This window comes from Paracoccus sanguinis, from assembly GCF_900106665.1.
GTDB classification, from domain to species: Bacteria; Pseudomonadota; Alphaproteobacteria; order Rhodobacterales; family Rhodobacteraceae; genus Paracoccus; species Paracoccus panacisoli.
Map to the genome: position 1 here is coordinate 316,758 of NZ_FNNA01000003.1, position 23,192 is coordinate 339,949.

Here is a 23,192-nt window from a genome sequence, read left to right on the forward strand (position 1 = left end):
AAACGCCCGTGGTCTCGGCTTCAGTCTCGGTGATCGCGAAAGGCCGCTGCCATCAGGGCCCGGGTATAGTGGCTGGCAGGCGCGGCGAAGAGCCGGTCGGCCGGCCCCTGCTCGACCACCTCGCCCGCGCGCATGACGAGGATCTGGTGCGACATGGCGCGCACCACCCGCAGATCGTGGCTGATGAACAGGAAGGCGAGCCCGTATTTGCGCTGCAACCCCCGCAGCAGGTCCACGATCTGCACCTGCACCGTCATGTCGAGCGCGCTAGTCGGCTCGTCCAGCACCACCACCTTGGGGCGCAGGATCATCGCCCGCGCGATGGCGATGCGCTGCCGCTGGCCGCCCGAGAACTCGTGCGGGTAGCGATCCATCGCGCCCGCGTCGAGCCCGACCTCGGCCATGATCTCGGCCACCATCTGGCGCGGGTCGCGGCCCTTCTCGACGCCGTGGACGCCGAGGCCCTCGGCGATGATCTGGCCCACGGTCATCCGCGGCGAGAGGCTGCCGTAGGGGTCCTGGAAGACGATCTGCATGTCCCGGCGCAGCCGGCGCAGCGCGCGGCCCGAGAGGCGCGAGATGTCGCGGCCGAGAAAGACGATCGGTCCCTCGCTCTCGATCAGCCGCATGATGGCAAGCGCGAGCGTGGTCTTGCCCGAGCCGGATTCGCCGACGATCCCCAGCGTCTCGCCCGCGCGGACGCTGAGCGTCGCGCCGTTCACCGCCTTGATGTGGCCCACGGTGCGGCGCAGGAAGCCGCGCTTGATCGGGAACCACACCTTGAGGTCGCGGGTGGCCACCACCTCGGGTGCCGCGGGGTCGATGGGGTCGGCCGCGCCTGCCGGTTCGGCGGCGAGGAGTTTCCGGGTGTAGGGGTGCTGCGGGTTGGCGAAGATCGCCTCGACCGGGCCCTGCTCGACGATCTCGCCGTCCTTCATCACGCAGACCCGGTCGGCGATGCGCCGCACGATCCCGAGGTCGTGGCTGATGAACAGCATCGACAGCCCCTCGTCGCGCTTCAGGTCGGCCAGCAGGTCGAGGATCTGCGCCTGGATGGTGACGTCGAGGGCGGTGGTCGGCTCATCCGCGATCAGCAGTTCGGGGCCGTTGGCAAGCGCCATCGCGATCATCACCCGCTGCCGCTGCCCGCCGGAAAGCTGGTGGGGGTAGTCGGCGAGCCGCGAGGCCGCGTCGCGGATGCCGACCTTTTCCAGCAGCTCGACGATCCGCGCCCGCGCCGCCGCACCCGTGAGGTTTTGGTGCAGGGCGAGGCTTTCCGCCAGCTGCCGCTCGATCGTGTGGAGCGGGTTGAGCGAGGTCATCGGCTCCTGGAAGACGAAGCTGATGTCGTTGCCGCGGATGGCGCGCAGACGCGGCTCGGGCGCGCCGATCATCTCGGCGCCCTCATAGCGGACGCTGCCCGACAGCTCGGCCGCGTCGCCCAGAAGCTGAACGGTGCTGAGCGCGGTGACGGACTTGCCCGAGCCGGATTCGCCCACCAGCGCCACCGTCTCGCCGCGGCCGACGGTGAAGCTGACCCCGCGGACGGCGAGGCTGCGGCGGCCCTCGGTGCGGAAGGCCACGGTGAGGTCGCGGACCTCGAGGACCGGTGCGGGGTGGGGTGAGTCGGACCGGGGCGCTGCCCCGGACCCCGGGATATTTGGGTCCAGCCCGAGGGGGGCGGGGGCCGAGGGCGGGGCCGGGACGGCCGCGGCGGCGCCTGGGCTGGGTTGCACGGGCGGGACGGCCGCCGCCGGGGGGTGCAGCGGATCGCTCATTTGAAGGTCTTGCGCGGGTCGAAGGCGTCGCGGATGCCCTCGAAGATGAACACCAGGAGCGACAGCATGATCGCGAAGGTGAAGAAGGCGGTGAAGCCGAGCCACGGCGCCTGCAGGTTCTGCTTGGCCTGAAGTGCCAGCTCGCCCAGCGAGGGCGCCGAGGCGGGCAGCCCGTAGCCGAGGTAGTCGAGCGCCGCGAGCGAGGCGATGGTGCCGGTCACGACGAAGGGCAGCATCGTCAGCGTGGCCACCATGGCGTTCGGCAGGATGTGGCGGAACATGATGGTGCGGTCGCCCACCCCGAGCGCACGGGCGGCGCGGACATATTCGAAGTTACGCGCGCGCAAGAACTCGGCCCGCACCACGCCGACGAGCGCCGGCCAACCGAACAGGATCGAGACGAACACCAGCAGCCAGAAGCTGCGCCCCAGAATCGCGAACAGGATGATGATGACGTAAAGCGAGGGGGTGGAGCCCCAGATCTCGAGCAGGCGCTGGAAGATCAGGTCGGTGCGGCCGCCGAAATAGCCCTGCACCGCGCCCGCCGCGATGCCGATGACCGACGAGACGGCGGTGACGATCAGGGTGAAGAGGATCGAGACCCGGAACCCGTAGATGACCCGCGCGGCGACGTCGCGGGCGGTGTCGTCGGTGCCGAGCCAATGCGCCCGGTCGGGCGCCGAAGGTGCGGTGCCCACGTCGTTGATGGTGCGGAAGTGATAGGGGATCGGCGGCCAGATCGCCCAGCCCCTCTCGACCCCCTCGGTCAGCGTGCCCGCGGCGATGGCCGCCTGCGTCGCCTCGGGGTCGTCGAGGCAATCCTCGACCCCGCCCGAGGCGATGAGACAGGCCACGACCGGGTCCTTGTAGTTCGCCTCGGTCCCGAAATCGCCGCCGAACGCCGTCTCGGGGTAGAAGCGGTAGGCGGGGACGAAATACTCGCCGCGGTACTGGACGAGGATCGGCTTGTCGTTGGCGATCAGCTCGGCAAAGAGCGAGGCCACGAACAGCAGCGTGAAGATCACGAGCGACCAGAACGCTCGGCCATTGCGGCGGAAGTTGCGCCAGCGGCGCTGGTTGAGCGGCGAGAGCGTCATCCGGCGCGCTTCTCGAAGTCGATGCGCGGGTCGACCAGCACATACATCAGGTCAGACAGGATGCCGACCAGAAGGCCCATGAGGCCGAAGACGTAGAGCGTGCCGAAGATCACCGGATAGTCACGCTGGACGGCTGCCTCGAACCCCAGCCGGCCGAGGCCGTCGAGCGAGAAGATCGTCTCGATCAGGATCGACGAGCCGAAGAACACGCCGAGGAACAGCGCCGGAAAGCCCGCGATCACGATCAGCATCGCGTTGCGGAACACATGGCCGTAGAGCACGCGCCCCTCGGTCAGGCCCTTGGCGCGGGCGGTCATCACGTACTGCTTGTTGATCTCGTCCAGAAAGCTGTTCTTGGTCAGCAGGGTGAGCGTCGCGAAGCTCGAAATCGTCGCGGCCGTCACCGGCAGGGTGATGTGCCAGAGGTAGTCCTTGATCTTCCCGATCAGGCTGAGGTCGGCGAAGTTGTCCGAAGTGAGGCCACGCAGCGGGAAGATCTTCCAGTAGCTCCCGCCGGCGAACAGCACCATCAGCAGCACCGCGAAGAGGAAGCCGGGGATGGCGTAGCCCACGATGATCGCGCTCGAGGTCCAGGTGTCGAAGGGGGTGCCGTCTCGCACCGCCTTGCGGATGCCGAGCGGGATCGAGATCAGATAGGCGAGCAGCGTCGACCACAGCCCGAGCGTGATCGAGACGGGCATCTTTTCCAGCACCAGATCGACAACCGAGATCGAGCGGAACCACGACTGGCCGAAGTCGAAGCGCAGGTAGTTGCCGAGCATGGTCAGGAACCGCACCGGCGCGGGCTTGTCGAAGCCGAACTCCTTTTCCAGCTCGGCGATGAACTCGGGCGGCAGGCCCTGGGCGCCGGCATAGCGCTCGGTCGTGGCGCCGCCCTGCCCCGCGTCGCCGCCGCCGGCGATGTTGCGGAACACGTCGCCCTCGCCCTGCACGCGGGCCACGATCTGCTCGATCGGCCCGCCGGGGACGAACTGCGTCAGGGTGAAATTGACCAGCATGATCCCGATGAGCGTCGGGACGATGAGCAGCAGCCGCCGCAGAAGATATGCGCCCATTCCTCGTCCCTGCCCCGGCGCGATCGCGCTCTTGGGGCCGGTGGCGTCAGCGGATCGCCCCGGCCTCTTTCAGCTTTGCCGCCTTATCGGCGTCGTACCACCAGAAATCAAGTTCGCCGAGCGAGTAGGGCGGCAGCGTCTCGGGGTGAGCATACATGTCCCAGTAGGCCACGGTGTGCTTGCCCTTGAACCACTGCGGCACCCAGAAATGCAGCGCCCTGAGCACCCGGTCGAGGGCGTGGACGCGGGTCGTCAGCTCTTCTTGCGTGGTGGCGGCCTCGACCTGGGTGATGAGCGCGTCGACCGCCGGGTTGGCCAGCCCCATGGCGTTGAACACGTCGCCGGTGGCCTTCGAGCCGAAATACTGCTGCAGCCCGGCGCCGGGGATCAGGTCCTGGCCCAGATGCACGTTGATGAGGTCGAAGTCGTGGTTGCGCTTGCGGTCCTCGAGCTGGGCGTCGTCCACCCGCTCGTGCACGGCGTCGATGCCGGCGGCGCGCAGGTTCTGGACATAGGGGTTGATCACCCGGTCGAAGGTCTGGCTTTCGTTCAGGATCTGCACCCGAAGCGTCTGACCGTCCTTGCGCCGCAACCCGTCGCGGGCGCCCTCGGGGATCACCCACCCCGCCGCGTCCAGCAACTGCGCGGCCCGGCGCAGGTTGCCGCGGTCGAGCTGGCGCTCGCCGCTCACAGGGGGGACGAAGGCGTCGGCGGTGAACACCGCCTCGGGCAGATCGGCGCGCAGCGGCTCGAGCAGGGCGAGTTCGCCCGGCGAGGGCAGGCCCGACGCGGACAGCGGTGAGTTGTCCCAGAAGCCCTTCACCCGCTCGTAGAGCCCGTAGAACAGCGTCTGGTTGGCCCATTCGAAGTTGAAGAGCAGCCCCAGCGCCTCGCGCACCCGCACGTCCTGGAACTGCGGCCGGCGCAGGTTGATGGCCCAGGCCTGCCCGTTCGCCACGTTGCCGTCGGCCAGCTCCTCCTTCTTCACCCAGCCCTGGGTGAAGGCGGGGAAGTCGTAGCGGGTCGCCCAGTTGATCGAGGAGGCCTCGTTGCGAAAGCGGTATTCGCCGGCCTTGAACGCCTCGAAGGCGCTTTCGTAGTCGCCGAAGTACTCGATGCGGATGCGGTCGAAGTTATTGCGGCCGATGTTGATCGGCAGGTTGGCGCCCCAGTAATCCGGGTTGCGCTTCCAGCTCACCGAGCGGCCGATGTCGGCGCGGTCGAAGAGATAAGGGCCCGAGCCGACATAGGGCAGGTTCGAGCTTTCCCCCAGATCCCGATGATTCGCCTCGAAATCCGCCTTCGAGAAGATGGGCAGCCCGCCCGCCGCCTGGATCACGTCGCGGCGCGGGTAGTCGGGGGTGAAGGTGAAGCGCACCCTCCGGTCGTCCAGCACCTCGGCCTTGGCGACCATCTGCGCGATCACCGCGCGGAAGGACGACAGGCCCTTGTCGCGCAGTTGTTCGTACGAGAACAGCACGTCGGCCGAGGTCATCGGCGTGCCATCCGAGAACCGGATCCCCTCGCGCAGGGTGAAGATCGCCCAATCGCGGCTCGGCGGGTACTCCACCGTCTCGCAGAGGAGGCAGTAGGCGGCGCCGATCTCGTCGGCGGGCGCGGTCAGCAGGCTTTCCAGCATCACCGTCGAGAGGGCCGCCGCCCGGCCCTTGATCGTGTAGGGGTTGTAGCTGTCGAACCCGCCCGGCGCCCACTGGCTCATCTCGCCGCCCTTGGGCGCGTCGGGGTTCACATAGCGCAAATGCGGGAAGTCGGCCGGCAGGGCGAGGTCGCCGAAGGTCGAGACGCCATGCGCGACGATGGTGCCCGCGGCGGCATCCGGTGCCGCCGGGGCAGCGGGGGTCTGGGCCCAAGCCGCGGTGCCGGTCAGGGCCAGGCCCGCGGCCAGAACAAGATGTCGCACCATGCCGTCCCCCGTTTGCGCGCCGCCCGGGCGCGCCATTCCATCCGTCATCTCGCGGCCCGCGCGGCCTCGGTCTTCCGCGCCACGGCGACCCGTCGGGCGCCGCTGGCCAGCTGACGCTAAGGCAGCGGTCGGGCTGGCGGCAAGCGCCATGTCGGGAATGTGACACGAGGCCGGATGCCGCGGCCGGGACACCGCCGCGGAAAGACGAACGGCGCGAGCGGCAGAGCCGTCGCGCGGTCGGGTCGTTGGTCCGGCGAAGCGCCGATTACTGCGTGGTGGTCGCCAGATAGGCGATCAGGTCGGCGCGCTCGGCGGCGCTCTTGATCCCGGCGAAGGTCATCTTGGTGCCCGGCATGTACTCACGCGGGCTGGTCACGAACCCGTTGAGGTTCTCGGGCGTCCAGACGCCGGGCATGTCCATCGCCGCCTGCGAGTATTTGAAGCCGGCGACCGATGCCTTGTCGCGCTCCACGACGCCGTTCAGGTGCGGGCCGACGCCGTCGGTCCCGTCGATCTTGTGGCAGGACTTGCACTTGCCGAAGGCGCGCTCACCCTTGGCGGGGTCGGCGGCGGCCAGCAGCGTGGCGAAGTCCGGGCCTTCCTCGGCGGCGGCGCCGCCCTCGGCCGGGGCGGCATCCTCGACCGCGATGCGGTAGGCCTGCGGCGCTTCCTCGCCCTCGGCGGCGTGGCCCGCGGGGCCGACGTGATAGAGCGATGAGGCGAACCACGAGGCCAGCATCAGGAACAGCAGTGACCCGATCAGCGCACCGGCCGCCTTCGTCACCGTCATCGTGTTGAACATCGCGCGTATTCCCCTGCGGCCTCAGCTCTGTCTGGGCGCTATCTATCCGCTTTCACTTTGCCGGTTCAAGGTATAGTTCGGCCCGGCGCCCGCAATCGGGGGGCGGCGTTTCGCCGCCGCATCGCCCCGCCCGCCGCGGCGCCCCGCGCCCCGCGACGGGGGCCACCTGCGGGCCTCAACGCCGGCCCGGCCGCGGGCCCCGAACCTGCGCGCGGGCCTGCCCGGTCCGCGCCGTCCGCCCAAGGTCACAGATGTCCGATCCCGCCCCCCCTGCCAGCGCCCCCGCCAACCTGTCGGCCAACCGGTCGGAAGCCCCGGCCGAGGCGCCTGCGTGGCCGACCGCGCCGCGCATCGCCTTTCAGGGCGAACCCGGGGCCTATTCGCACCAGGCCTGCCGCCAGTGGTCGCCCGAGAGCGAGGCCCTGCCCTGCCCCACCTTCGAGGATACCGTCGAGGCCTGCCGCTCGGGCGCGGCCGACCTGGCGATGCTGCCGGTCGAGAACTCGACCTACGGCCGGGTCGCCGACATCCACCACCTGCTGCCCGAATCCGGCCTGAACATCATCGGCGAGACCTTCGTGCGGGTGCACATCAGCCTGCTGGGCGTGCCCGGCGCCCGGCTCGAGGACGTGACCGAGGCAATGAGCCACACCGTCCTGCTGGGCCAGTGCCGCGGCTTCCTGCGGCGCCACAACATCCGCACCCTGACCGGCCCCGACACCGCGGGCAGCGCGATGATGGTCGCGCAGGGCGGCGATCCGCGCCGCGCCGCGCTGGCCAGTCCGCTCGCGGGCGAGATCTACGGGCTCGACCGGCTGGCCGACGAGATCGAGGACCGGCAGAACAACACCACGCGGTTCCTCATCATGTCGCGCACCCCCGACCTTACCCGGCGGGTGAACGCGGCCGGACGGCCCGACATGCTGACGAGCTTCGTCTTCCGGGTCAGGAACATTCCCGCCGCGCTTTACAAGGCGATGGGCGGGTTCGCGACCAACGGCGTCAACATGACCAAGCTGGAAAGCTACATGGTGGACGGGGTGTTCACCGCGACCCAGTTCTACGCCGACATCGAGGGCCATCCCGACGACCCGGCAGTGGCGCGGGCGCTGGACGAGCTGCGCTATTTCACCTCGATGCTGACGATCCTCGGGGTCTATCCCGCCGATCCGCTGCGCGCCCGTCAGCAGCAGGGCTAGCGCGCGCCTTCGGGCGCCGCGACCCGGCTGAGGCTCAGCCCCGGCGGGCCGAGAGGTCGGACAGGAACGCGCCGATCCGTTCGGCGAACTTGCGGTCGAGCTGCGCCTTGCCGAGCTTGGCCGTCTGCAGCATCAGCCGCGCCCGAATCGTCTGCGGCCGCGCCTCGAGCTCGAAGATCACCCGCGATTTCGCGGGGGTGAGGGCAATGACGGTCATCTCGACCGTCAGCGAAAGCGACTCGGCGTCGCCGAGGATCACCACCTTTTCGGGGCGATCGAACTGGGCCACGCTGAGGCGCATCTCGCGCCGCTTGCCGCGCAGGTCGAAGGCCACGTCCCAGGCCATGCCGGCGCCCGGCTCGACGGCGGGGTCCAGCCGGGTGATCTCGACCCCGCGACGGGCCAGCATCCGCTCGATCCGGGGAAAGTCACTGACCGCGTCGAACAGCTGGTCGGCGGGCAGATCGGTATCCTGACGGCTCGAGAACTTCATGCACAACCACTCACACGCTTTCCGGCCAACTCCTACCCGCGAGGGGGTAAGCGTGCAAGCTGACCGCCCGAGCGCAGCGTCCGCCCGTGCGCTGACGCTGCCGGGGCGGGCGAAAACCGCGCGGCGGCAAGGCGTTGGTCATGCGATGGGGGGAATGGTGAGAGGCTGGACAACGACCCAAGCGGGGCTCGTTACGGCTGCTTCCTTCCGGACCTGACCGGGTTGGCGAGGCGCCTGCCCGCGCCAACCTCTCGCCCCCGACTTATGACGGGGCGCCGGGGGTTGCAAGATCCGATCCGACGTCCGGGCGTTCGCGCTCCACCCGCCTCACGCCCCCGCCCTCTCCATTGACACCGTCCCGCGCCCGGTCCACAGCACCGCCCACATAACCCGCAACCGGGCGTTCCGTGGGCGCCGAACCGACGAGGAGAGCTGTGATGGCTGACCCGATTTCCCTCATCTTCCCCGATGGCTCCGTCCGCGACTACCCCGCCGGCACCACCGCCGCCGAGGTCGCGCAGTCGATCGCCCCGTCGCTCGCCAAGGCCGCGATCAGCGCCACGCTCGACGGCGCGCACATCGACCTCGCCTGGCCGATCACGCGGGGCGGGCATCTGTCGATCAACACGATGAAGGACCAGGCCGCGGCGCTCGAGCTGATCCGCCACGACTTCGCCCATGTCATGGCCCGCGCCGTGCAGGAGATCTGGCCCGACGTGAAGGTGACGATCGGCCCGGTGCGCGACGCCGGCTGGTTCTACGACTTCGACCGCGCCGAGCCCTTCACGCCCGAGGATCTCGGCCAGATCGAGACGCGGATGAAGCAGATCATCGCCGCCCGCGACCCGGTCCGCACCGAGGTCTGGGACCGCGCCCGCGCCGTGGCCCATTACGAGGCCGCCGGCGAGCCATTCAAGATCGAGTTGATCGACCGCATCCCCGAGGGCGAGGATCTGCGGATGTACTGGCACGGCGACTGGCAGGACCTCTGCCGCGGCCCGCACCTGCAATCGACGGGCCAGCTGCCCGCCGACGCGTTCCGCCTCACGCACGTCGCCGGTGCCTACTGGCTGGGCGATTCCTCGCGCCCGATGCTGCAGCGCATCTACGGCGTGGCGTTCCGCAACCGCGACGAGCTCAAGGCCCACATGACGATGCTCGAGGAGGCCGCCAAGCGCGACCACCGCAAGCTCGGCCGCGAGATGGACCTGTTCCACCTGCAGGAGGAAGCGCCGGGGCAGATCTTCTGGCACCCGAACGGCTGGACGATCTACACGACGCTGCAGGACTACATGCGCCGCCAGCAGCGCCGCGGCGGCTATGTCGAGGTCAACACGCCCCAGGTCGTGAACCGCAAGCTGTGGGAGGCCTCGGGCCACTGGGAGAACTACCAGGAGAACATGTTCATCGTCGAAGTGGACGAGGAGCACGCCCGGGAAAAGACCGTCAACGCGCTCAAGCCGATGAACTGCCCCTGCCATGTGCAGGTCTATAACCACGGGCTGAAGTCCTACCGCGACCTGCCGCTCAGGATGGCCGAGTTCGGCTCGTGCAACCGCTACGAGCCCTCGGGCGCGCTGCACGGGATCATGCGGGTCCGCGGCTTCACCCAGGACGACGCGCATATCTTCTGCACCGAGGCGCAGATCGAGAGCGAGTCGCGCAAGTTCATCAGCTTCCTGTCGGGGATCTACGCAGACCTTGGCTTCACCGACTGGCGCATCAAGCTGTCCACCCGCCCCGACAAGCGGATCGGCACCGAAGAGAGCTGGGACCACGCCGAGGCGGCGCTCGCCAACGCGGTGACGGCGGCCGGGCACGAGTACGAGGTGTTCCCCGGCGAGGGCGCCTTCTACGGCCCGAAGCTCGAGTTCGTGCTGACCGACGCCATCGGCCGCGACTGGCAGTGCGGGACGCTGCAGGTCGATCCGAACCTGCCCGAGCGGCTCGACGCCTATTACATCGGCGAGGACGGCGCCAAGCACCGCCCGATCATGCTGCACCGCGCCGTGCTCGGCAGCTTCGAGCGCTTCATCGGGATGCTGATCGAGAACTTCGCCGGCAAGCTGCCGCTGTGGCTCGCGCCGCGGCAGGTGGTGGTGGCCTCGATCGTGTCGGACGCGGATGATTATGTGCGCGAGGTCGTGGCGGCCCTGACCGCCGCGGGCGTGCGCGCCGAGGCCGACCTGCGCAACGAGAAGATCAACTACAAGGTCCGCGAGCACAGCCTCGCCAAGGTGCCGGTGATCCTCGCCGTGGGCATGAAGGAGGTCGAGAGCCGCAGCGTCTCTGCCCGCCGCCTCGACAAGCAGGGCAGCGAGAGCCTGACGCTCGAGGAGGCGGTGCAGACGCTCGCCGGGGAGGCGACGCCGCCTGACCTGCGCTGAGCGTGAGGTGGGGCTGCGGCGGCGGTCTCGTGAAGGTGTGTTAGCGTTGATCATGAAGCGCCCCCTGCCCGCCTGTGGTAGTCGTGGCGGCACCGCGGGCGCGCGCTGGAGCGCGTGTTGACGCGCCGATGCTTCGCCTGCTGACCGCAGGCCGGCGGGCGCAGAGGCACCGGTGAGGACAGCATCGGTCAGATAGCTGTATTCGAGCCCGCCACTGATGCTTCGCCGGCTCACCGGCAAAAACCCGCCGGTCCTGCGTCGTCTTTGACGTAGCGTCAAGCAGGGTTGATTTTTCGCACTTGGCGGCGCCTTGCGAATCAGGCATCCTGACGTCTGCGTGAGCGTTACTTTCTACCGCCTCCCTTCACGGGGCAGCCGGACGTCGAAAGGGCTGCACGGCCCGCCAGGCAATCTCGCCTCGCGGGGACTTGAAGGAGAGAAGGTCATGGCGACCGGTACCGTCAAATGGTTCAATGCCACCAAGGGTTATGGCTTCATCGCCCCCGATGATGGCGGCAAGGACGTGTTCGTCCACATCTCGGCTGTCGAGCGCGCCGGCCTGACCGGACTGAACGACAACCAGAAGATCGAGTATGAGCTGCAGTCGGGCCGCGACGGCCGCGCCTCGGCCTCGGACCTGCGCCTGCTCTGATCTTCAGTGACCCGCAGCCCTCTGGCCGCCGAGCGACGTCGGCCTGCCCATTCGGGCGGGCCGTTTTTGTATTTCGCGGGACCTTGAGGCAAATTTGCCGACCATCTCTGCGACGGTGCGTTCGAGCCGACCCGTTTTGATGGGCGGGGGTGGCTGGGTCGGACTTTACCAATTCATAGCCGTTCAGCCACCTGCAGCCCCGAGCACGCTCGGACGGAGTATGGGGCACGAGCAGGACCTCAGAGCATCGTGATAGTTGCTGCCTTAGGCGGGACGAGGTCGGTCAGCCTCTCAGGATGGGGCCTTGTCTACGCTCTTGGCGGCGTCTGCAGCCTCAAGCACGCTGACGAAAGCGCGGTATGAGCGCCGTGAGGATTTTCTTTCCAGCCCCCTTGCGCTCCCCTCCACACCCCTCTAAATCCCGCCCTCACCACCCAGAAAGCGCGGAGAGGTGCCGGAGTGGTCGAACGGGGCGGTCTCGAAAACCGTTGAGCCTGCAAGGGTTCCGTGGGTTCGAATCCCACCCTCTCCGCCATTTCTCATCTTACCCGTTGGCAGTAGATGCCAGACAGCGACATTAGGCGCTGAGATTCCATGCCTATCCCACCTTGCTGCTGCCTCTCGGCTTCGTCGATTACTGTCGGTTCTACTCAATTTGCGGTATGACGAGGTGTAGGGTTATGCCGATCCGCAGCGGCAAATTTCCCTAGCGCATTGCCCACTTACCTTGTACGGATACTGGTCCCCGGGCGGCGTGGCGGCGGTGACGGCCTGTACCTTAGAGTCGATCTGGGCTGAGCGCGGAGCTCAATCGTGCGCGTGACTGTCCAGCGACAGCGCAATCGCGACGACAAACCGCTGAGGAACGACTTCGCCCTTGGCAGTCCCGGACATCGTACGCCGAATTTAGCTCCAGAGAGCGCTCGAATACGAGCGGCGAGCGCCCGACCTGCGGCTGCGATTGATCGAATGCCAGACAGGCGGAACGCAATTGTAGAACGGCGCCCCATCGCGTTTTCGATACTTGATCCGCGCAGTCTTCCCGCATCGCGGGCAAATCTTCTCTATCGGTACTTCTTCGGTCAAATAGAAGAGGGCCACAAAGAGGATATTCTTCACACCTGCCTTAAGGAGCATGTCGACATGCGACATCGCCGTTGCCCCCGTGGTGTATTGGTCGTCGACGACAATGACGTTCTTCCCCTCGAGGTCCAGATCGCTTTCTAGGCGCACGAAGCGTTTGATGAAGCCCATTCGACCCGCACGCTTTTTTTCCTGTGGAATACTGCCTGTCACGTCCGGCGACCAAACGAAAAGCTCTTCCTTCGGCAGGGCTACCTCGAGCGCATGAAGAAGTTTCGCCATCTTTCGCGGGGGCTTTGTCGTTGCCTTGTCAGCAACACAGGTGATCATGTCCCAGCGGATGAAGTCATGTGCCATAACTTCATCATGCAGGTACCGGCTCACATCGCGCGCGACCCCCGCAAGGAAGGCCTCGGTACGATCCTCGCTTCCGAACTTGTAGTACCTGCCGATTGCCCCATAGGCATCGCACGGCCCTTGTTGCTGTCGGCCGAGGCCGCGAATGAGCGTGTGGCCGTCGTTGAGATTTCTGCCGTTGAACATGCGAGCGGCAGCTGTACCCATCCGGTCTTCAAGAACCAGGCGATGCTTGGCAGGCATCTCGATGACGCCGAGAAGCTCATCGAAGGATCGGCAATTGTACGTCGCACCTTCCATGCAACGGCGTGCCCAACTTGCCTCCTCGTTGTAGTAGGGGTCATGAGGAACGTCATCCGTGCTCCGAAAAAGCAAAGCAGACGGGATCGCCAGTCCACGCGCCAACTGAATATCGAGGCGGGTATCTCCGACGAGCAAGAACTCTTCTGCGACCGAGCGAGATGGAAAGCCAAATTTGCTTTCGAGATAAGCTCTTAATTTCGCGGTGTTAGGTTTATCGGCGAGTGCCAGCCACGGCGTGCCGAAAATTTTCTCCGAGACTGCGCCGACATAAGCGCCATGGGAATCCGATACGATCGTCACCGAGTGCCCGCGACTCTTCACGGCCTCAATAAATTCCCGAGCCCCTGCAACGACTGGAATATCGTTCAGGGAAAAGCTTCGATCACGGCCATACTTGATGCCGTCGTACCTGCTTGCATTCGTGTCGACGAGCGTCCCGTCCAGATCCAAAAGTATGTTCAAAGGTCAGTCCAACGCCCCACCAGTCGTTGATGAACCCCACGGTACGCCCTGGTTCACCTTAGGGCTTGAAGCTGGACCTTCGTTCTGCATCTTGTTGATACTGTGAAAATTCTTTGGCGGCCGGGAGCGCAAGACTTGTACAAAAGATTGGCTGCGGGCCACGCTACGAAGTTCATCCAGGAACGTCCAGACCTGAGCGTGATAACAGACTGGTTGAACTCGCCGCGGCGCAAGGCCGCACTGTGCGCCTTTCATGAATCCGTTCCTTCCAAGAAGCCCGGCCGCGTGATCGAGCGCGTATCCAAGAATGTGCGCCCTGCGTTTGGCGGCGTCCATTTGGCCCAATGGGACAAGGTCATGAAGGCTGTGTTCGCCGTGCGGATGGCGTCTGCCTGTGAAACAGATGTCCTTGCGATGACCGGCGACGAACAGAAGGCCTTTTCTGAGCGATCGGTCATTCTTGCCGATCTTTTGTGCATCGCGCGCACCGGACAGAGTAATTCGCACATCAATATCGCCGCCAATATCTCGCACCATGCCATTTCCAGATTAATGGAGCGCGGCGCTTCGACCCCCGAGACACTGAATGCCGATGTTCTCCAGATCCTTCAGAAGGCGCGCTCCCTTCGAAACATGTTGACTTCAGGCTTCGAGCACAACCTGACCAAGCTGCAGGACGGCACGACGTACGACATGCTCATTCCTCACGGTGACGGGGCACTGGTCTTGCGAACGCTGCGCGTGAATGCTGCGGCCAAGTCATTCTTTCCAGATCCCATGCCAGTCTTTTCGATCCGGACATACTTGGAAAGATCAATGCTGGGATCGCGCGATCTTGAACGCATGGCAGGGTTCCGCATCTCCCGCGATGCAACGGTTTCGGTAGAGGACTCGCGGCACATCCTTGCATGGCTTCAGGGGAATGCCGAGGAGACAGATCCGCGGCGAAGGCTCGTGATCTCTCAGGAACCTGGTGAGCGCTCGCCGCAATAGTCACCCCTGATCTCTCGAGAGGCCCTTCCACACCGGTTGCCAGCTGCTCTTCTCAATCTCTACTTTTCCCCGCAGGCTTCGCGCAAAACTCCCAATACATGCCAACGACCACGCCCGGTTCGTTGCTCCGTCTCCGTCGAAACAAGCCGGAACCAGCGAAACGCGGGCGCGACGCGCCCCCGCCAGTTCATTGAAATGTATGGTGATTTTTTACCCGTCTCGAGCGCGAGGGGCGGGTGGAGAGACGGTGGGCGTTCGGAGACTATCTCGCGCAGCTGGCGCGTCTCCGAAGGGCGGATGGCTCCTGCAACCCCCTCTGGCACATACAAAAAAAGGCCCCGCGAGGGACCTATTTTCGGCGTTTAAATCATGCAAGTGGCGGAGGGGATGGGCCTGCCGTCGAACCTTCTCTGCCCTTTAACACGTTGATTCATTAGTGCGAATTCCAGGCGATCTCCTTCAGATTGTGCTTTGACGTCGATGGGCCCCGCTTCCACAACGAATGACGCGCAAGCGCGAGAGTTCCCCGGCTTCGACCTCCTTCCCCTCGCGGGACGGTGGCGTTACGGCTCTCGGGCGAGGTCTTGAAGTAGCGGAAGGGCGATCGCTGAGTCATGGCGACCGGCTACGGGGCTAGTTGCACCCGTGGCAACCGGGTTCCCTTTTACAGGTCCGCAGGCAGCCTTCCGCCGATTTGTGCGTCTTCGGCTCTTGTCGGCTGACCGGAAGGACGTGGGTGGTTGCGAGGCGAGCGCCTCCCAACTAAGCGGACACGCGGACGGCGGGCAAGGCCGCGTCAACGTGGGACGACGACATTTGACCCTTCGACCAATCCGAGGACTACGCACGCTTGTGGGTTGCGTCCTTCCGGAGCGAAGATTGTTCATCCGGTCCGGCGACCATGTCCGGTTCGTTCGCCTGAGCCCCGGAAGGCAGGCCCTCGCCTGGGCTGGTGGAGCGTTTCTGGTGGCGTGGTGCCTGACGGTCACGTCAGTCCTGATCATGAACTCCATCGACTTCCTAACCATGCGCGAGCAGGCCAAGCGAGAGCAGGCGCTCTTTGAGGACCGCGCTCTCGCACTCGGCGGGGAGCGCGACCAGCAGGCGATGGAAGCACTCGCGGCCCAAGAGCGGTTTGCAGCCGCCACGGTGCAGATGTCGTCGATGCAGAGCGACCTGCTTGCGCTCGAGACCCGCCGCCGCGAGATGGAGAGCGAGTTGCAGGCGGCCCAGGCCACTCTGCGCCGTACGATGGACGCGCGCGCTGCCGCAGTGTCTGCGTCGCAGGACCCGAGATCTGAGGAACTCGCCGCCACACTCGACCTACTGACCCTCGCCCTGACCGAAACGGTGGTCGAGCGTGATCAGGCCGCCACCAAGGCCAAGGAGGCCGTTCTTCTTGCCGGCGAGCTGGAGTTCGATCTGCGGCTGAGAAAATCCGAGAGTAATCGAATCCTGCTGCAGATCGAGGAGGCTCTGATCGCCTCGGTGGAGCCGCTCGACGAGGTGCTCCGTGAGGCCGGACTGGACTCTGAGGCGGTACTCGCATCCGCTGGCGATGGTCACTCAGCCCCGAAGGAAGCCTTGGTTCCCCTTGCGGTCTCCACGAGGGGAATAGCCTCGCTGGATGACGAGACCGTGCGCGCGAACCGCATTCTCGAGCGGCTCGACGAGCTCAGCCACTATCGCTTGGCCCTTGAATCGCTGCCGCTCGCCATGCCGGTCCAGGACGCCTTCCGGTACACCTCGCCCTTTGGCCGGCGCTGGGGGCAAATGCACAAAGGGGTCGACATGGCAGGGCCTGTCGGCACCCCCGTCTACGCCACGGCCGACGGGGTCGTCACCTTCGCCGGCTGGCAGAACGGCTACGGGCGGATCATCATCGTTCGCCACCCCTTCGGTCTGGAGACCCGCTACCCGCACCTCAACGCCATCCGCGTCGAGGTGGGCCAGGAAGTTGCGCGCGGCGAGCGGGTCGGCGACATGGGTAACTCGGGCCGCTCCACGGGATCCCACCTCCACTACGAGGTGCGCGTGAACGGTGAAGCGGTCGATCCGATGGGCTACATTCGCGCCGGCCGGGACCTCCTCTGAGCGCGCCCGCGCGCGCCGGTAGCCGGGCTCTTGCTACGTCAGTGAGGCGAAGGGGCGTCGAACTGCACGTAGAGGTGCTCGACGATCTCGAACTGAAGGTCATGGAACTTGCTTGGGCCCGGTTCGCGGCATGACGCGGGAACTGCACTGCCTGCAGTACGGCGAGCCCGAAATCCAGTACGAGATTGTCCGCCGCCCGAGGAAGACACTGGAGATCGCTGGTGAGCCTGCTGCGACAACGTCGATCCGATCATGACCGAAGGTCATGCGCTCGTCCGCCGGCCGCCGTGCGATCTTGCGCGCGCGAAGGCGCTGAGGGCGAGGCTGCCCGAGAGGATTCGGCAGACAATCTGGGCGCCGGTCAAGCGCGTTGGCCCAGATAAGCAATGGTGACCCGCCGGTCGCGGGACGCGGGGCTGATATGGGCGTGGCCGTGATCGTGAGGCATCGTCTTCTCTCTCAGGTCTCGGCGTCACCTTGATGGACCGCCTTGTGGTGCTCGCCATGCGCGTCGCGCAGGATTCCGATGCCGCCCCAAGCGGCGACGCCGGCGACGGCGATACCGACCACCAGATCGGGCCAATTGCTGCCCAGCCACCAGACGAGACCGCCTGCGACGAGAATTCCGCCGTTTGAAATGAAGTCGTTGATACTGAAGGTGTTGGCCGCTCTGACATTCACGTCCGGATCCTCGAGTCGACCAAGAAGCCGGATGCAGACGCCATTCACGACCGCGGCAATGAGCGCCATGGAAATCATGAGCGGGCCGAGCGGCTCGGAACCGGTGTAGTAGCGACGAACAGCATCGATCAGGATGCCAACCGCCAGAATCAGCAGCAGGCCCCCCGACAAGTTCGCGGCCCAACGCTTCCATTTGTCCGAACGAGACAGCGCGAAAAGGCTGATGGCGTAGACGAAGCTGTCGGAGGTGTTGTCCAGACCGTTGGCGATCAGCGCACTGGAGTCGCCCAGTGCGCCGGTCGCGAAGAAGCCGAACGCAATGGCAACATTCAGCAGCAGAACCGTCCAGAGCGTACGGCGCTGACGTTCATCCGGATCCTTTGACAGTTTTCTGGACATCAGGTTCGCCTCCGTTCGTACTGGCCGGCGGATCAAGGCGGCTCCATCCACCCTGCAGGCGCAAACCACTCGATCCTCGCCGGAAAAGGGTAGCCCTTTGCCCAAGAATCGGTCGAGAGACAGTTTTGGTTCCTCTGGTCCCCAGAAGTTCGAGGGCGGCGCGTGGATTTATGCCCAGCGCTGCGCGGGCCGGGCGGGTTCACGGCAGCGCCCGCAAGGCAGACGCGGCCGCCTGTCACGTCCGGGCGATCGGGTCGCTCGGCCAGCCACGTCCAGAGGATCGACGCCACGATGCAGACGCTTCGGAGTCGATCTGCGCCAGGAACCGGCCGAAGGCGATCAGGCTCGCCACGCCCGGCCCGAGCGAAGCCGCGGAGGCGCCGAGGCGCCACAATGGCGAAACAGCCCGCGATCTCGCGCCAAAGCCGCGGCGGCATAGATCGTCAAGGTCGGCAGCGCCGTCATTCAGCCGCCGCCGTCGGCACGTCGTGGTCATGTGCGCAGTGGGAATGGTCGCTCAGCGACTCGATTACGCGGCAGTCGGCGATGGTCCCTTGTGCGCATTGCCGGATCATCCGCTCCAGCTCGGCTTCCAGCGCCGTCAGCTGCGCGATCCGGGCCTTCACCGCAGCGAGTTGCTCCTTCGCGATGATGTCGGCGGCTGCGCAGGATTGGTCGGGCTGGTCGGAGAGGCTCAGAAGGTCGCGGATGGCGTCCAGCGGAAACCCGAGTTCGCGCGCGTGGCGAATGAAAGCCAGCCGATCCTGTGCGGACTTTCCGTATAGACGCTGGTTGCCGGCGCTGCGCTCCGGCTCGGGCAGGAGGCCGATCTGCTCGTAGTAGCGGATGGTCGGCACCTTCACCCCGGCCGCCTCACCCAGTTTTCCGATGGTGAGCATCAGATTCCCTCTTGAAGCTACAGTAGCTAGAGACATTAAGTTCCCGATTCGATGAAGGCAACTGCCCGATCGGGGCGAAGGAAAGACGATGACGGGAACCGACGTGGAAACAGCGACGGCCTGCGACTGGACCGTTTCGGGCATGGATTGCGGCTCCTGCGCGACCAAGATCAAGGATGCGGTCGGGCGCCTCCCCGGCGTCAGCGGCGTGGAGGTCGGCATCATGTCCGAGCGTCTGCGCCTGACCCTGGACGAGGCGCAGACCGGCCGCGACAAGGTTGAAAAGACGGTCCGGGCCCTTGGATACGGCATCGCACCACGCGCCGCGGCGGCCAAGAACGAGTTTGTGATGCCCGGCGGCCCGAAGGCCGGCACGGCCGCGACACGAGACGAAAGCGGCCACGGCAGCCCCAGCCATGTCCATGACGACCCGGCAGACCGCGGCAAGCGCTGGTATCAGACGGGCAAGGGCAAGCTCGTCATCTTTACCGCTCTCCTACTGGCGGTGGCCTGGGGCATAGAGTTGCTGGCGCCTCAGTTCGGCAAGTGGGCCTTTGTCGCCGCCTGCCTGATCGGCGTGGCACCGGTGGCGCAACGCGCCTTTGCCGCCCTGCGGCTGGGCCAACCGTTCACCATCGAAAGCCTGATGACCGTGGCTGCCATCGGCGCCCTTTTCATCGACGCGGCCGAGGAGGCGGCACTGGTCGTGTTCCTGTTCGCGGTCGGCGAGGTTCTGGAAGGTGTCGCGGCGGGCAAGGCCCGGGACGGCATTCGGGCTCTGGCCAATCTGGTGCCGAAGACCGCATTTCTTGAACTGAATGGCGTCACGAAAGAGGTTCCGGCCGCCAGCCTGCGGGTCGGGCAGTTCGTGCTCGTCCGCCCCGGCGACCGCGTCCCGGCGGATGGCGAGATCGCCAAGGGCACATCCGGCATCGACGAAAGCCCGGTCACCGGCGAGAGCATGCCGAAAACGCGGGGGCCGGGCGATCCGGTCTTTGCCGGGTCGATCAACACCGAGGCCGTGCTGCGCGTAATGGTCACGAAGGCGGCCGAGGACAACACCATCGCCCGCATCATCCGTCTGGTCGAAGAAGCCGAGGAGGCCCGCGCGCCGACCGAACGCTTCATCGACCGCTTCAGCCGCTGGTACATGCCCGCCATCGTCACCGTGGCGGCGCTGGTCGTGCTGGTGCCGCCGCTGGCCTTCGCTCAGCCTTGGGATACCTGGATTTATCGTGGCCTTGCGCTTCTGCTGATCGGCTGCCCCTGCGCGCTGGTCATCTCGGTTCCGGCCTCAATCGCCTCGGCGCTATCCACCGGCGCGCGGCGCGGCTTGCTGATGAAGGGTGGCGCGGTGATCGAGGCGGCCTCGAAGGTCAGCCGCATCGCCTTCGACAAGACCGGCACCCTGACCCACGGGCGGCCGATGGTTACCGATATCGTGACCTTCGGCGCCACCACCGAGGCCGAGCTTCTGGCCGTGGCGGCGGGCGTCGAGACCGGATCCAGCCATCCGCTGGCCATCGCCATCCTGAACAAGGCCACGGAAGCGGGCGTTGCAGCCCTGCCGTCGCGCGATGCCAGGGCGCTGATGGGCAAGGGCGTGATCGCGACAGTCGGGGACGCAGCGGCCTGGGTGACCTCCCCCCGCCATGCGATGGAGAACGGCGGCCTCGACGATCCTGGCCTGCGCCAGGCCACCGTCTTCGAAGAAGAGGGCAAGACCGCCGTTGCGGTGTTCCGTGAAAAGACCCCGCTCGGCCTGATCGCCATGCGCGACGAACCCCGCAAGGACGCGGCCGAGGCGGTCCGGCAGCTCAAGGACATGGGTGTCGCCCCGGTCATCCTGACCGGAGACAATCCGCGCACGGCCGCTGCCATTGCCGGGGGCCTCGGCATGGAGTTCCAGGCCGACATGATGCCCGAGGACAAGCTCACGGCGATCCGCGACATGAGCGAGCACGGTGGCGTGATGATGATCGGCGACGGGATCAACGACGCCCCCGCGCTGAAACAGGCGGATGTCGGCGTGGCTATGGGGTCAGGAACCGACGTGGCCTTGGAAACCGCCGATGCGGCGATCCTTCGCGACCGGGTGATCGATATCCCGGCGATGATCCGGCTCGCCCGTGCGGCAATGGCCAACGTCCGGCAGAACGTGGCGATCGCGCTCGGCCTCAAGGCGGTGTTTCTGGTGACGACCATCCTCGGGATCACCGGGCTCTGGATTGCCATCCTCGCCGATACCGGCGCAACGGTGCTGGTCACGCTCAATGCGCTGCGGCTTCTCGCTTTCAAGCCCGAACGCGAGGCATGACGCATGATCTCCGGCTTTGGCTGGGCCGTCCTGGTCCTGATCTTCGGCTATCTGGCGCTGTTCCTCTGGGGCATCGCCATCGCGGCAGATGCATCTGGCCGCTCTGTCTGGCTTTTCGGGCGGGCGTCCGGACGCGACCGCTGGGCGGCCTTCGGCTTTCGTGCGGCCTTCGTCGTCGCCTTGTTCGGGCCACTCTTCTGGCTGGCCTGGCCGATCCTGCACAAGGCCGACCCGCTCTGGACCGAGGGAGAGGTGGCTGCGCTTGGTGCGGTTGGCGTGTTCCTCGCCGGGGTCGGCGCGATGGTGGCTTTTGCCGCGCAGATGTCGATGGGCACATCGTGGCGCGTCGGGGTCGCAAGCGATGCCACGGGCGATCTCGTCTCGGGCGGGCTTTACCGGTTCAGCCGCAATCCGACCTTCCTCGGGCAGTTCGCGCTGCTTGCGGGCGTCGGCTTCGCAATCCCTTCACTCCCGACGATCCTTGCGCCGCTGCTCTTCCTCGGATCGGCCTCCTTGCAGATCCGGTCCGAGGAAGCTGTCCTGCGCCAGTCCCTTGGCGCGGAGTATGAGCGCTACGCGGCTTCAGTCCCGCGCTGGATCGGCTTGCGCCGCAGGAGCGTCAAATGAGCACCCGGCTGATCGTTGCCCTGATCGGTATCACCACGCTGGCCGATCAACTGACGAAGGCGGCGGCGCTGGCGCTGCTCTCTCGCGACGAGACGGTTCCCGTTCTTCCCGGCTTCAGCCTGACGCTCGGCTTCAACGAGGGATCGAGCTTCGGCATGCTGTCGGACGTAATGGCGGGCAAGCCACTGCTGATGGCGGCCCTGACAGGATTTCTGACCCTGATCTTCGCCGTCATGGCAGTCCGGGCGCCGCGCCCGTTCGAGCGGGCCGGTCTTGCGCTGGTCGTTGGCGGTGCGCTTGGCAACATCATCGACCGGCTGCGGCAGGGCGCCGTGACCGACTTCCTCGACCTCTATTGGCGCGACTGGCATTGGCCCACGTTCAACGTCGCGGATATTGCCATCACGCTTGGCGCGGTGTGCATCCTCGCAGCCTCTCTTCCCGCACGCCGTCGCAAGGAGCCTGTTCTTGACCAACACTGACGTACAGAGCCTGTCCCACGACGACTTGCACCTTACGGCCGCATTCCTGATCGCGCTGGCGGCAACACTTGGCGCGCTCTTCATCGGCGAGGTGCTGGGACAGACGCCCTGCACGCTCTGCTGGTATCAGCGCATCGCCATGTTCCCGCTGGTGCCGATCCTTGGCCTGTCGCTGTGGCGAAGCGACGGCATGGCCCGCCCATACGCCCTGCCGCTGGCGCTGGCGGGTCTGGCGTTGGCCGCCTGGCATTCCGGGCTTTACATGGGGCTAATCCCGCAGGACATCGCACCCTGCACCAAGGATGGCCCGTCCTGCTCTGGTCCGGCGCAGATCATTCTGGGCCTGCCTATTCCCTACCTGTCGCTGGCAGCCTTTGCCGCGATCCTTGCCTGTCTCATCTTGCCCAAAGGAAACCGCATATGAACCGCCGCACTCTCTTGATCGGGGCTCCGGCTCTTGGGCTTGTCGCATTCGGCGGCGGTGCGTCCATCCTGAACCGCCAGCGTCAGGCCGAGGCCGAAGCGCTCGCTGCCGCCACCCCCGCGGTGGATCAATCCCTTCTGATCCGCGCCCATTCCCCCAGCTTCGGCCCCGAGGATGCTCCGGTTACCTTGGTCGAGTTCTTCGACCCCTCCTGCGAAGCCTGCCGAGCCTATCATCCGGTGGTGCAGGAAATCCGGCGGCAGTTCCCGAAGCAGGTCCGGGTCGTGCTGCGCTACACGGTGTTCCACGAAGGCTCGGACGAAGCGGTGCGCATCCTCGAAACCGCGCGGATGCAGGACAAGCTCGAACCGGTGCTTGATGCGCTGCTGGAGCGGCAACCCCAGTGGGCAGTGCATGGCATGCCGAGACTGGACGTGGCCTGGCAGGTCGCGGGAGCTGCTGGCCTCGACCTCGAGCGGGCCGAAAGCGACAGGCTGTTTCCGGGGATCACCGGCATCCTCAATCAGGACATGGCCGATATTGAAGCCCTCGGCGTCGGCCAGACGCCGACGTTCTTTCTGAACGGCACGCGACTGGAAAACTTCAGCGCGGAAAGCCTTGTCGCCGCTGTGCGATCTGCCGTGGAGAATGCCTGAACGGAAG

The 23,192-nt window shown here is 66.2% G+C and carries 19 protein-coding genes, 1 tRNA gene, 1 other RNA gene and 1 pseudogene; 11 read left to right on the top strand and 11 right to left on the bottom strand.

The window, feature by feature from the left end:
- Positions 1-20 precede the first annotated feature (20 nt).
- The 5 genes from BLW17_RS12670 to BLW17_RS12690 form a co-directional block, all read right to left on the bottom strand.
- On the bottom strand, positions 21-1,778 hold the full coding sequence (locus tag BLW17_RS12670; protein WP_083388373.1) for an ABC transporter ATP-binding protein: 1,758 nt from the start codon (positions 1,776-1,778) through the stop codon (positions 21-23).
- Positions 1,775-2,875, bottom strand: a complete 1,101-nt coding sequence (locus BLW17_RS12675; protein WP_036704216.1) for an ABC transporter permease — start codon at positions 2,873-2,875, stop codon at positions 1,775-1,777. The genes BLW17_RS12670 and BLW17_RS12675 overlap by 4 nt, the downstream gene beginning before the upstream one ends.
- On the bottom strand, positions 2,872-3,951 hold the full coding sequence (locus tag BLW17_RS12680; protein WP_036712163.1) for a microcin C ABC transporter permease YejB: 1,080 nt from the start codon (positions 3,949-3,951) through the stop codon (positions 2,872-2,874). Before BLW17_RS12680 ends, BLW17_RS12675 begins: the two co-directional genes overlap by 4 nt.
- 46 nt (positions 3,952-3,997) lie before the next feature.
- Positions 3,998-5,875, bottom strand: a complete 1,878-nt coding sequence (locus BLW17_RS12685; protein ID WP_139306008.1) for an extracellular solute-binding protein — start codon at positions 5,873-5,875, stop codon at positions 3,998-4,000.
- A gap of 265 nt (positions 5,876-6,140) precedes the next feature.
- Positions 6,141-6,677, bottom strand: a complete 537-nt coding sequence (locus BLW17_RS12690; protein ID WP_036736512.1) for a c-type cytochrome — start codon at positions 6,675-6,677, stop codon at positions 6,141-6,143.
- Between the two features lie 251 nt (positions 6,678-6,928).
- Between BLW17_RS12690 and BLW17_RS12695 the strand changes: the two genes are divergently transcribed.
- On the top strand, positions 6,929-7,876 hold the full coding sequence (locus BLW17_RS12695; RefSeq protein ID WP_083388374.1) for a prephenate dehydratase: 948 nt from the start codon (positions 6,929-6,931) through the stop codon (positions 7,874-7,876).
- A gap of 34 nt (positions 7,877-7,910) precedes the next feature.
- On the opposite strand, the gene BLW17_RS12700 is transcribed toward BLW17_RS12695, so the two are convergent.
- Positions 7,911-8,369, bottom strand: a complete 459-nt coding sequence (locus BLW17_RS12700; protein ID WP_036704219.1) for an SRPBCC family protein — start codon at positions 8,367-8,369, stop codon at positions 7,911-7,913.
- A 156-nt stretch (positions 8,370-8,525) separates the two neighbouring features.
- Positions 8,526-8,622, bottom strand: an RNA gene (gene ffs, locus BLW17_RS12705) — signal recognition particle sRNA small type.
- Between the two features lie 184 nt (positions 8,623-8,806).
- On the opposite strand from ffs, the gene thrS reads away from it, so the two are divergent.
- The 3 genes from thrS to BLW17_RS12720 all read left to right on the top strand — a co-directional run bounded on the left by thrS (position 8,807) and on the right by BLW17_RS12720 (position 11,943).
- Positions 8,807-10,756 (top strand): threonine--tRNA ligase, encoded by a 1,950-nt coding sequence (gene thrS / locus BLW17_RS12710; RefSeq protein ID WP_036732800.1) that lies wholly within the window; start codon positions 8,807-8,809, stop codon positions 10,754-10,756.
- Between the two features lie 445 nt (positions 10,757-11,201).
- On the top strand, positions 11,202-11,408 hold the full coding sequence (locus tag BLW17_RS12715) for a cold-shock protein (RefSeq protein WP_036704221.1): 207 nt from the start codon (positions 11,202-11,204) through the stop codon (positions 11,406-11,408).
- Positions 11,409-11,853: 445 nt separating this feature from the next.
- Positions 11,854-11,943: transfer RNA gene (locus BLW17_RS12720), tRNA-Ser, on the top strand.
- Positions 11,944-12,314: 371 nt separating this feature from the next.
- On the opposite strand, the gene BLW17_RS17840 is transcribed toward BLW17_RS12720, so the two are convergent.
- Complete coding sequence (locus tag BLW17_RS17840) at positions 12,315-13,601, bottom strand: hypothetical protein (protein WP_211656939.1); 1,287 nt, start codon at positions 13,599-13,601, stop codon at positions 12,315-12,317.
- Positions 13,602-13,811: 210 nt separating this feature from the next.
- Between BLW17_RS17840 and BLW17_RS17845 the strand changes: the two genes are divergently transcribed.
- Together BLW17_RS17845 and BLW17_RS12730 are read left to right on the top strand one after the other, a co-directional pair.
- Positions 13,812-14,606 carry a hypothetical protein gene (locus BLW17_RS17845; RefSeq protein WP_211656940.1) on the top strand — a complete coding sequence of 265 codons (795 nt, stop codon included), beginning with the start codon at positions 13,812-13,814 and terminating at the stop codon, positions 14,604-14,606.
- 852 nt (positions 14,607-15,458) lie between these two features.
- Complete coding sequence (locus tag BLW17_RS12730) at positions 15,459-16,700, top strand: DUF5930 domain-containing protein (RefSeq protein WP_170835609.1); 1,242 nt, start codon at positions 15,459-15,461, stop codon at positions 16,698-16,700.
- Positions 16,701-16,928: 228 nt separating this feature from the next.
- On the opposite strand, the pseudogene BLW17_RS18660 reads toward BLW17_RS12730, so the two are convergent.
- The 3 genes and pseudogenes from BLW17_RS18660 to BLW17_RS12740 all read right to left on the bottom strand — a co-directional run.
- A pseudogene (locus tag BLW17_RS18660) lies at positions 16,929-17,148 on the bottom strand (cation diffusion facilitator family transporter); the annotation flags it as partial.
- 11 nt (positions 17,149-17,159) lie between these two features.
- Positions 17,160-17,780, bottom strand: coding sequence for a cation efflux transmembrane domain-containing protein (locus BLW17_RS12735; protein WP_052042060.1), 621 nt, complete (start codon positions 17,778-17,780; stop codon positions 17,160-17,162).
- A gap of 461 nt (positions 17,781-18,241) precedes the next feature.
- Positions 18,242-18,679 (bottom strand): MerR family transcriptional regulator, encoded by a 438-nt coding sequence (locus BLW17_RS12740; RefSeq protein WP_036700253.1) that lies wholly within the window; start codon positions 18,677-18,679, stop codon positions 18,242-18,244.
- An 88-nt stretch (positions 18,680-18,767) separates the two neighbouring features.
- On the opposite strand from BLW17_RS12740, the gene BLW17_RS12745 reads away from it, so the two are divergent.
- Genes BLW17_RS12745 through BLW17_RS12765 form a run of 5 tightly spaced genes read left to right on the top strand, consistent with a single transcriptional unit; the run spans position 18,768 to position 23,185 of the window.
- Positions 18,768-20,996, top strand: a complete 2,229-nt coding sequence (locus BLW17_RS12745; protein ID WP_052042061.1) for a heavy metal translocating P-type ATPase — start codon at positions 18,768-18,770, stop codon at positions 20,994-20,996.
- Between the two features lie 3 nt (positions 20,997-20,999).
- Positions 21,000-21,623 (top strand): methyltransferase family protein, encoded by a 624-nt coding sequence (locus BLW17_RS12750; protein WP_036708051.1) that lies wholly within the window; start codon positions 21,000-21,002, stop codon positions 21,621-21,623.
- Entirely contained in the window at positions 21,620-22,105 is a 486-nt protein-coding gene (gene lspA / locus BLW17_RS12755; protein ID WP_036700251.1) for a signal peptidase II, read from the top strand. The genes BLW17_RS12750 and lspA overlap by 4 nt, the downstream gene beginning before the upstream one ends.
- A complete protein-coding gene (locus tag BLW17_RS12760; RefSeq protein WP_081962575.1) occupies positions 22,092-22,529 on the top strand; it encodes a disulfide bond formation protein B in 438 nt (145 codons plus the stop codon). The genes lspA and BLW17_RS12760 overlap by 14 nt, the downstream gene beginning before the upstream one ends.
- The gene (locus BLW17_RS12765) at positions 22,526-23,185 is read left to right on the top strand and encodes a DsbA family protein (protein WP_036732805.1); all 660 of its coding nucleotides are present in this window, start codon (positions 22,526-22,528) and stop codon (positions 23,183-23,185) included. Before BLW17_RS12760 ends, BLW17_RS12765 begins: the two co-directional genes overlap by 4 nt.
- Positions 23,186-23,192 lie beyond the last annotated feature (7 nt).